The organism is Anaerotruncus sp. 80 (genome assembly GCF_009936115.1).
Lineage (GTDB): Bacteria > Bacillota > Clostridia > Peptostreptococcales > Anaerovoracaceae > Senimuribacter > Senimuribacter intestinalis.
This window is the reverse complement of the sequence record NZ_QWES01000018.1, coordinates 77,712-86,884: the sequence shown is the minus strand read 5'-3', so window position 1 is coordinate 86,884 and position 9,173 is coordinate 77,712. Positions and strand designations below refer to the sequence as shown.

General features: G+C 44.0%; 10 protein-coding genes. 3 read left to right on the top strand and 7 right to left on the bottom strand.

Annotation, left to right across the window (positions count from 1 at the left end; all coding sequences use genetic code 11):
* Positions 1–99: 99 nt before the first annotated feature.
* Positions 100–1,563: a class I SAM-dependent DNA methyltransferase gene (locus D1155_RS10455; RefSeq protein WP_160202352.1), complete on the bottom strand. Its 1,464-nt coding sequence runs from the start codon at positions 1,561–1,563 to the stop codon at positions 100–102.
* A gap of 257 nt (positions 1,564–1,820) precedes the next feature.
* Here D1155_RS10455 and D1155_RS10450 point away from each other — a divergent pair, with 257 nt between their 5' ends.
* Entirely contained in the window at positions 1,821–2,054 is a 234-nt protein-coding gene (locus tag D1155_RS10450) for a helix-turn-helix transcriptional regulator (protein ID WP_160202346.1), read from the top strand.
* Between the two features lie 505 nt (positions 2,055–2,559).
* Here D1155_RS10450 and D1155_RS10445 read toward each other — a convergent pair.
* From D1155_RS10445 to D1155_RS10425, 5 genes are all read right to left on the bottom strand, one after another.
* On the bottom strand, positions 2,560–3,390 hold the full coding sequence (locus D1155_RS10445; protein ID WP_160202345.1) for a 3-keto-5-aminohexanoate cleavage protein: 831 nt from the start codon (positions 3,388–3,390) through the stop codon (positions 2,560–2,562).
* Positions 3,391–3,575: 185 nt separating this feature from the next.
* A complete protein-coding gene (rapZ, locus tag D1155_RS10440; RefSeq protein ID WP_160202344.1) occupies positions 3,576–4,436 on the bottom strand; it encodes an RNase adapter RapZ in 861 nt (286 codons plus the stop codon).
* A gap of 15 nt (positions 4,437–4,451) precedes the next feature.
* A complete protein-coding gene (locus D1155_RS10435; RefSeq protein ID WP_160202343.1) occupies positions 4,452–5,198 on the bottom strand; it encodes a PHP domain-containing protein in 747 nt (248 codons plus the stop codon).
* On the bottom strand, positions 5,188–6,063 hold the full coding sequence (murB, locus tag D1155_RS10430) for a UDP-N-acetylmuramate dehydrogenase (protein ID WP_160202342.1): 876 nt from the start codon (positions 6,061–6,063) through the stop codon (positions 5,188–5,190). Before murB ends, D1155_RS10435 begins: the two co-directional genes overlap by 11 nt.
* Positions 6,064–7,299, bottom strand: a complete 1,236-nt coding sequence (locus D1155_RS10425; RefSeq protein WP_160202341.1) for an AI-2E family transporter — start codon at positions 7,297–7,299, stop codon at positions 6,064–6,066. It lies immediately after the preceding gene.
* A gap of 217 nt (positions 7,300–7,516) precedes the next feature.
* Here D1155_RS10425 and D1155_RS10420 point away from each other — a divergent pair, with 217 nt between their 5' ends.
* Complete coding sequence (locus D1155_RS10420; RefSeq protein ID WP_160202340.1) at positions 7,517–7,756, top strand: hypothetical protein; 240 nt, start codon at positions 7,517–7,519, stop codon at positions 7,754–7,756.
* 96 nt (positions 7,757–7,852) lie between these two features.
* Here D1155_RS10420 and D1155_RS10415 read toward each other — a convergent pair whose 3' ends face one another.
* A complete protein-coding gene (locus D1155_RS10415) occupies positions 7,853–8,497 on the bottom strand; it encodes a Fic family protein (protein WP_160202339.1) in 645 nt (214 codons plus the stop codon).
* Between the two features lie 61 nt (positions 8,498–8,558).
* On the opposite strand from D1155_RS10415, the gene D1155_RS10410 reads away from it, so the two are divergent.
* The gene (locus D1155_RS10410) at positions 8,559–9,158 is read left to right on the top strand and encodes a metallophosphoesterase (RefSeq protein ID WP_160202338.1); all 600 of its coding nucleotides are present in this window, start codon (positions 8,559–8,561) and stop codon (positions 9,156–9,158) included.
* The last annotated feature ends 15 nt before the right edge of the window (positions 9,159–9,173 follow it).

Here is a 9,173-nt window from a genome sequence, read left to right as displayed (position 1 = left end):
CAAATCCAAATTTGCGTTTCCTTTCATTTTATTTGCCCTTAGCACCGTTTCTTCACAAAACTTTCGCTCCACAGGCAATACAAACTTTTAGTTATTGTTCTATAATTCCAGCAGCTTCTCAAGCTCCTTTAACTCTGACTCAATCTGCTGATTTAGTTCTTTAATCTCTGCCATGATTTCGCTTGTCGGCGGATATTCTACCGGAATATACTCTGTTTTCTTGTACTTGTTAATAGACAAATCATAATCATTGTCTTTAATTTCATCTATCGGTACAAAAAAGCTTTGCTCCGTCCGCTCCCGCGCCTCCTCTTTATCAAGACTATGGAACCGTTCAATAATATCAGGAATATCACTATTGTCTATCGGCGAACGTTTGTCATCTAAGCTGAAACCATCCGATTTCATATCATAAAACCAAACTTTATCGGTACCACCGGTTCCTGTCTTAGTGAAAATAAGAATTGCAGTCGAAACACCTGCATAAGGCTTAAATACACCGCTCGGCATAGAAATGACTGCTTCAAGTCGGTTATTTTCAACAATTTCTTTACGCACTGCCTTGTGTGCTTTGGATGAACCAAATAAAACCCCGTCCGGAACAATAGACGCACATCTTCCACCCACTTTAAGGGACTTTAAAAATAGTGCAAGGAATAAAAGTTCCGTTTTCTTTGTCGACGCAAGAGCCAATAAGTCCTTTGCGATAGTTTCTTTATCAAGTGAACCGGTAAAAGGTGGATTTGTCATGATGAGCGAGTATTCATCTCTATGTGTGTTATCTTCGGAAAGGGAGTCCTGCCAGCTAATGTTCGGTGCTTCAACCCCATGAAGCATCATGTTCATCGCACCGATGCGCAACATCGTCTGGTCAGTGTCAAAACCAGAAAACATGGTCGTTGCATAGTGTTTCTTGTTCTCCGTTTTCATCAGTTCAGTTTCATAGTTTTCCGAAATATATCTTGCCGCCTCACAAATGAATCCAGCAGATCCCATTGCAGGGTCGCAAATTGTGTCTTCAAGACCTGGTTTCATCAGTTCAGCCATCATTCTTATGATATGACGCGGCGTTCTGAACTGCCCGTTCGTTCCACTGGTAGCCATCTGTGAAAGCAGATATTCATATACATCTCCCATGATATCTTTATTGTCCAAATCGAGACTGTCTAAAGCGTCTACAACGCGCACTAACACCCTAGGAGTCGGCACAAGAAAAAGTGCATCTTTCATATACTTAGCAAATGCCGTATCCTTTCCTGCATGCAGTTCTTCCTTAATAAAAGGAAAAACTTTGTCTGTCATGTTCCTAAACATGGCATCTGCTTCAAAATGTCTAAATTTATGCCAACGGCAGCACTGATGTTCTTCATCAAAAACCGGATTGACAACCGGCATATCAAATGCTGCTGCATTAGCTTCCTTCTTTAGCTCATTATCATCAAGAATTTTTATAAACATAAGGTATGTAATCTGTTCAATTACAGTCAGCGGATTTGTCATTCCACTCGACCAAAAAATATCCCAAATTCCGTCAATTTTGTTTTTCAATTCGCCAGTAATCATCATACTATCTCCTCTACAAATCTTATTTTATTATGACAGATTTTTATTCTAAACTCAAGCCTTTTGTTAATACCCATCCCCTTCCAACATGATAAATGCAATTTCCGATAAAAAAATCTATATAACCGTTGGTTATGTGAGGAAAACCGTTGCATAGTTTTTAGGTCAATTTGACCTATTCCCCTTTTTACTATTGACATTACTTTACAACTTATGTCATACCAAAACCATCAAGAACGAAAGGAGGTAAATAGGATATGTCATTACAAACATTTGACCAAGTAGCCATGGGTATGCGGATCTGTCTCAGCAGAGAACATGCAGCGCTTTCCAGAGAACAGTTAGCAGAATGTCTGGGTATTACACCAAAATTTCTCGCTAACATTGAGCGCGGCAGCAGAGGACTCTCAATGCAAAAATTCATACTGCTGGTTCAAATCCTGAATGTTTCCGCTGATTATTTAATCTTCGGAAATAATGCTGAAGACTAGCTGATGTAAAGCTGTAAATCTATCAGTTGCCACGCACTGATAGAAAGACTAAAGACATCGCGAAAGCGGTGTCTTTGTCTACTTCGTTCAATCTCTTCCTGCCTGCACTTCTGAAACAAAGATTCCCTTTGCAGAACTTTACCCTTTGCAGGCGCAAAAAAAGGAAAAAGTGTTTATCGTTTCAACTCAAATAACGCCTCCACGGCTATTCCGCATTAACTTCTGAACTGAGAAGTATTTCTGTCCAAGAAAATTTGATGAATTTCTTTCTAGTTTCTTTAAATGTTCGCCAAATATCTCACTTTCCATTCTGATTCACTGCTCCATACGAAATTTTTCCTTTTTTTGCACGGATAAAGGGCAAAGTTCTGCAAAAGTAAAAAACACTTCGTTTACTGAACTGCGCCGCCCTAGAATTTAACATGTCCATCAGCTATTTATAAAAGCACAGCAAAAGCCGCCGGTATAATCCCCCAGCGGCTTTAAAGATCTTTGCTTAATATACTTATTTCAGTGGAGCAAGACCCAGAATTTCTCTTGCTTCAGCAGGTGTAGCAACTTCTCTGCCGAGCAGCTTAGCCAGTTCTACAACCTTAGCGACCATCTGTCCATTGGATTCAGCTAAAACGCCTTTTTCCATGTAAAGGTTATCTTCGAAACCTACACGAACGTGTCCGCCTAAGGAAATAGTAGCAGCAGCGATGTGCCAAGCGTTCTTGCCAAGACCTGTTGCAGTCCAGGTGGAACCTTCAGGAATGGATTCTACCATGTAAACCAGGTCTCTGATGGTAGCGCTCATCTGTACGCCCAGTACGAAGTCCCAGTGAATTGGCTTAGGCAGGAAACCCTTCTTGTGTGCAGTCTTCATAGCAATATCAATCATACCCTTGTCGAATACTTCACATTCAGGCTTAATGCCTCTTTCCTGCATGATCTTTGCAAAGTTGACAATTGTGTTGTCAGTGTTTACAAAGATTTCGTCTCCGCCGAAGTTGCAGGTACCACAGTCTAAAGTAGCCATTTCTGGAGTTGGAACTACCTCTGTGGACTGTAATCTTTCCAAATCGGTCATACCAACAGCACCGCCGGTGGAAGGCTGAATGATTGCGTCCGGACATTCTTTTCTGATTGCATCGATACATTCCTGGAATCTGCCCTTATCCTGAGTTGGTGTACCGTCATCCCATCTAACGTGCAGGTGGATTAAGGATGCGCCGGCATCATAAGCAGATTTTGCTTCTCTAACGATTTCTTCTACAGTGTAAGGAACGTTCGGATTCTGTTCCTTGGTTACTTCTGCGCCGCAAATGCAAGCACTGATAATTAATTTGTCCATTGGTCTTCTCCTTTATAAATATATTCTTCTTCACGCAAGATAATCTGCGCAATGCTCCTCTTCAAACTAGCATACATGTAGTATACCATAAATTCCACTTCCTGGGTAGGGGTGAAATTCAGAAATCCCTGCTCCTCTGCCCGATTCTGCGGCAGTGAGTCGACAATGAATCACCTGCCCATCGCTTACAAATCCCTATGCCGCAGCGTAACACGGTAACCTTTTTCACGAAAAACCTCCGCCATATGATTTGCCATGGTAACAGACCGGTGCTGACCGCCTGTGCAGCCGAAAGCAACGTTCAGATGGTACTTGCCTTCTTTTATATAGCATGGAATAACAGTGTCCATCATAACAGTAAGCTGCGCTGCAAAATCCTTTGCAATCTGCTGCTTCATCACATACTGAAAGACCTTTTTATTGTTGCCTGTCAACCGCTTCAAGCTTGGCACATAGTACGGGTTTGGAATAAACCGCATATCAAATACCAGATCTGTTTCAATCGGAATACCATGCTTATATCCAAAAGACGTCACGTTGACCGAAAAAGTGGTCTGCGGATTTTCACCAACGAAAATTCTTTCCATCTCGTTCTTAAACCCTGCTGTTTTCATATTGGTGGTATCGATGATGTAGTCAGCGCGTCTGCGAAGTTCCAAAAGCTGTTCTCGTTCCTTTTCGATGACTTCACGCGTGGTGGAACCTGCCGAAAGCGGATGGCTGCGCCGAGTCTCGTTATATCTCTTAATTAAGGTTTCATCGGAAGCTTCGATAAACAAAATCTTGCAGCTGACCGCAGGACTCTCCGACAAAAATTCCAGACACTGATTTAAATCACCAAAAAACTCGCCGCCTCGCACGTCAACCACGAAAGCCGCCTTTTCAATGCGCTGCCCCGAATAAGCAGCCAAATCAATAAAATTCTTCATCAGTGCAGGCGGCATATTATCCACACAGTAATAGCCCTGATCCTCAAACCAGTCTGCCGCATTGGTCTTCCCCGCACCTGAAAGACCCGTCACGATGACTACTTTCATCTTCTCCATGCAAAATTCTCCCTGTTACTTCACCAAAGCAATATTCACAATTCTTTCTATGTCAAGCCCAGCCTCAAGCGCTCGCTCCACACCGCCTGCAAAGCTTCCCACTCTGCCCGGGGTATGTGCATCACTGCTGATTACAAAGTTCGCCTCTGTCTTTGCCGCAATTCTGATTTCTTCCACAGTCAAATGGGCATGCCATGTGCTGATCTCCATCAGCGTATCGGTCTCAGCACAGGCTGCCGCAATCGCTGCAATATCAAACCTGCCCTTATCTCCTGGGTGGGTCAGAATCCGCATATCATTCTCATAAAGAGCCTTTAGGGTCATATCTGTATTCTTTGCAAGCAGTTTTCTACCGGTACGCTGACCCACAAAACCATGGGAATCCAGCCAGTTTCCTATACAATAACCGTGAGGGATTCCATAGTGATAACCGCCGATGATAAAATCAAAATACTGCAATTCTTCAGTATTCACATCCAGATATGGCTCCCTTGCCACCACATTTGCTTCCACACCAAGATAAATGTCTATCTGCGGATAAATATTCCGCAGTCTGTCCACTTCCGCACGCATCACCGGAAAATCACTTCTCTTTACACCATAAGTTAAATGTCCCGGTCCATGATCTGTAATAGCAATCCCGGAAAGCCCTGCGGCAACTGCCGCTTTGACATTATCTTCGATGGACCCTTTACCGTGAGAAAAGGTAGTATGGGTGTGATAGTCAAAGATCATTTTGTATTGTCTGCCTTTAATCTCCAATAATTCTTACCTCCGGTTCCAGTTGAACACCAAATTGGTCGAAAACCGTATTCTGTACAAGATGCATCAGGTCGATGATATCCGTTGCCGTGGCGCCGCCTCTATTGACAATAAATCCGCTGTGAAGCTCAGACACCTGCGCACCACCTACAGAAATCCCCTTCAGTCCTGCATCCTGAATCAGCTTACCTGCAAAAAAGCCCTCCGGTCTTTTGAAAAAGCTTCCGGCGCTTGGATACTGCACCGGCTGCTTTTCGTTGCGCCGCCTGGTCAACTCCCGCATAGTATCCGAAATCTCTGCGGAATCTCCTTTAGACAGACGAAACACTACCGAGACCGCCACCTCACCGGTCTCTTGTAAAATGCTATGGCGATAGGAAAAATCCATTTCCGCGCCGGACACCGTTCGCAAAATGCGACCGTCTCTGCTGACCAGATTCACACTTTCGACGATATCTTTCATCTCGCCACCGTAAGCACCTGCATTCATAAATACAGCGCCGCCAATGCTGCCCGGAATACCGCTTGCAAATTCAAAGCCAGTCAAAGACTCTGCCAGCGCAAACTTTGCCACAGAAGACATCAGTGCGCCGCAGCCGCAGACCAGCTTTTCCCCGGTTTCTCCATGAACCTTCACCTGATTAAAATTTTCACCCAGCTTCACCACTGTGCCAGCAAATCCGCTGTCCTTTACCAGCGTGTTAGAACCATTTCCAAGAATCAGATAAGGCTTCTGTTCTCTGTCAATCTCAGCAAGCACCTGCCTCAACTCATCTACAGACTCTACGATGATAAGTTCTGCAGCCTTTCCCCCTGCCTTAAAAGAAGTATACTCCTTCATCTCTATATTTTTTAATCTCTCCATCTATAATACGTCCTTCCTATTTATGTCATATTTGTTAAAGTCCTGATAATCCACTGTATCAGCTGGCATACTCTTGCGTATCAGCCGTTTTCTCAGATACTGGTTCAGATAGTAGAATACGATTGCACAAACCGGTACCCCCAGCACCATACCGACAAATCCAAAGAGCCCGCCGCCCATCAAAATGGCAAAAAGTACCCAGAAGCTGGCAAGACCAGTAGTTCCTCCCAGAATCTTCGGCCCCAGAATGTTTCCGTCAAACTGCTGCAGAGCCAAAATCAATAACAGGAAATACAGCGCCTGCATTGGACTGGAAAAGCAAATAATCACAGCTGACGGAACAGCACCGATAAACGGTCCAAAAAACGGAATAATATTGGTAACGCCCACAATAGTGCTGACCAGCACCGTATAAGGGAGTCCAAATATAGTCATCAGTATAAAACACAAAATCCCAATAATTAAAGAATCTATCAGCTTCCCGTTAATAAAGCCCCCAAAAGTCTTATTGCAGAAGTTCGCAAATTCCTGCAGCTCCTGCCCCTGCTTTCTGCTCATCGTTGCTGCAATCAGTTTCTTTGTCTGTGCCTTAAACTGCTCCTTGCTGTTAAGAAAATATACACAGATAATCACACCGATAAACATATCCATCAGAGTACGCACCGTTACGATGACACCCTGAGAAATCTGGGTCATATATTCACCGATTCTTGGCAAAAACTCTGCCTCTGTCCAAGTCATAAAGGAATCTCTGGCCCTGCTTAAAATAGCCTCCGCCGTACCTGCAAGTTCCGGAAAGCGCTCCGCTGTAAAAGTATTCTCAATCCATAGAATCAAATCATTAAACTTATCCGGTGCCTCCTGCACCAGACCTACAATGCTGCGAATGGTCTCCGGCAGCACCATGGCAAAAAGTCCTCCAACCACACCGAAGAACACGAAAAGAGAAACCAGCGTTCCTACAACTCTGGCAAGACGAAATGCCGTTTTTTTCTCTCTGAATCTGCATGCCGAAACCCGGTACACTCTTCGCACCACCGCATTGTAAATCGGACAGAGCAAATATGCCACCACCAGACCAAAAATAAATGGGAATAATATGGAAGTGACCTCCGACCAGGCTTCTCTGATACTATCTAAATGTATAATACACTCAAACAGCACAATCAGTGCTGCACCAGAAGCAAAAATAGTAAGCCCCAGTTTTGCATAATGACTCTGAAAACGTTCTTTCAATGACTTACACCCCTATTTCTAATTCTCATTTTCATAAAACCTTTCGCCTATACTTCTATACTATTTTATACTACCACAAAACTCCTATCTTTACCATAATATCTCCCATAGAATATTCATAAATAGTTTTAAATTTTTATAAATTTCCCCTTGACAATTCCGCTTCAAGTTGTATAATTATTTTATCATTCAAATAAACATACGGAGGATATACACTATGCAAAAGAAACTTCATGCAGAATGTCCTACTTATCTTGAACTAGAACTGACAAACAACGAAATATCTATGATTAATGGCAAAGAACTGAATAAGGAAGGCGTCGAGCACGTCATCAACTATCTGGGACAAGAAGTAGATGTAAAGGCAGAAGACGTATTCGAAAAAGTCCAGATGCTAAATACCGTAAATGGTGTTGTTACTCTCAAACTTTATGACGGCATGGTAACTGCCGTATAACAACTTCATTTTATTCTACACTAAAAAGAACTGTTTTCCCGCCGGAAATCCGGCACCCCCAGGGAAACAGTTCTTTTGTTTATGTCTGCAAAAAATTTACAGCGGCGTTTCTTTACTTTCCGCCATCAGCCTGTTCAGTTTAAGGTTTTCCAAAATCCTTGATTCCCTGCCGAACCGCACATAATCCGCCAGAGCGCTGTTATACTCGCTCTCACTCAAGGTCAGAGGATACAAGTCCAGACCACAGTAAAGCAATTCATATTCCATCGCCGCACGGGCAATGAGTTCATTATACCTATCGAAAGGGTAGATTCTAATCAGCTCATTATGGACAAACACGGCAGCTTCCAGCCCGTTTACCACCGGGTGTGCATGAAGCCCGCGAAACAGCTTGGAAAGTTCTCCCTCGATTTCCTGCGGCAGTACCGGGTTATAGCTGAGGTGGGTCAAAATCGGTGTTCGTTTGCGAAACACCCCTTCCTCTCCTCCGGAAAACACACTGTAAAAACGCTGCAAAGTGCGCACGCAAAGTTCCTCTTCAATTCCTAAAACCCGTTCCATCTCCGTCAGCGCTTCCAGCAGATTGGTTACCAGCAGGTGCTCTTCCAGAGAGGCCTCCAGTACATATTCCCCTCCCGCAATTCGTGCCGCCTGCTCCATATCCATAGCACTTCCCGAAAGGCGCAGATTCATCAAAACCCATTGTATTCGCTTTTCATCTCTGTTCATATCTCGTTTCATACTATTATTTTAACACAAAAGTGCGCAGGTGTGTTATACTATATTTACGGAGGAACAATTTATGAAGATTTTTTTAACCAGCGACACCCACGGCTCTATCACAAAAGCCCAGGAAGTCCTTGCGAACCTTTCCGATATTGACCTGATTATCCACTGCGGCGACTACAAAGATGACGGCCAGTGGCTCAGCGAAGTGACTGGCATCCCCGCTGTCTGTGTCCACGGAAACAGCGACCGGTGCAATCCTTCCGATTTCACTACCGTTGACACCCCTTACGGCAAAATACTGGTCATCCATGGTCACATGCAGCTGGTAGAGTTTCGTCTTGACAACTTGCTCTATCAGGCAATGGAAAAGGACTGCACTGCAGCCTGCTACGGTCATACCCATATTGCCGCCTATGAAGAAGTGGATGGCATCCATCTGATTAATCCGGGCAGTCTAACAGACCCCAGAGACGGCAGCGGCGGCACCTTTGCTATCATTACCAGCACAGAAAATGACTTCTACGTGGACATCGTCCGCTACGACACGTTCATGGACTCTCACCGAAAAGCCGAACCTCCCGTCAATTCCGAGTCCAATTCCCAAAAGAAAAATGCGCCGAAAGTCAAAGGCGGCTTCCTGCGCAAATTACTCAACTATAGCGACCGGTTTTAAAGACACCAGTTCCAA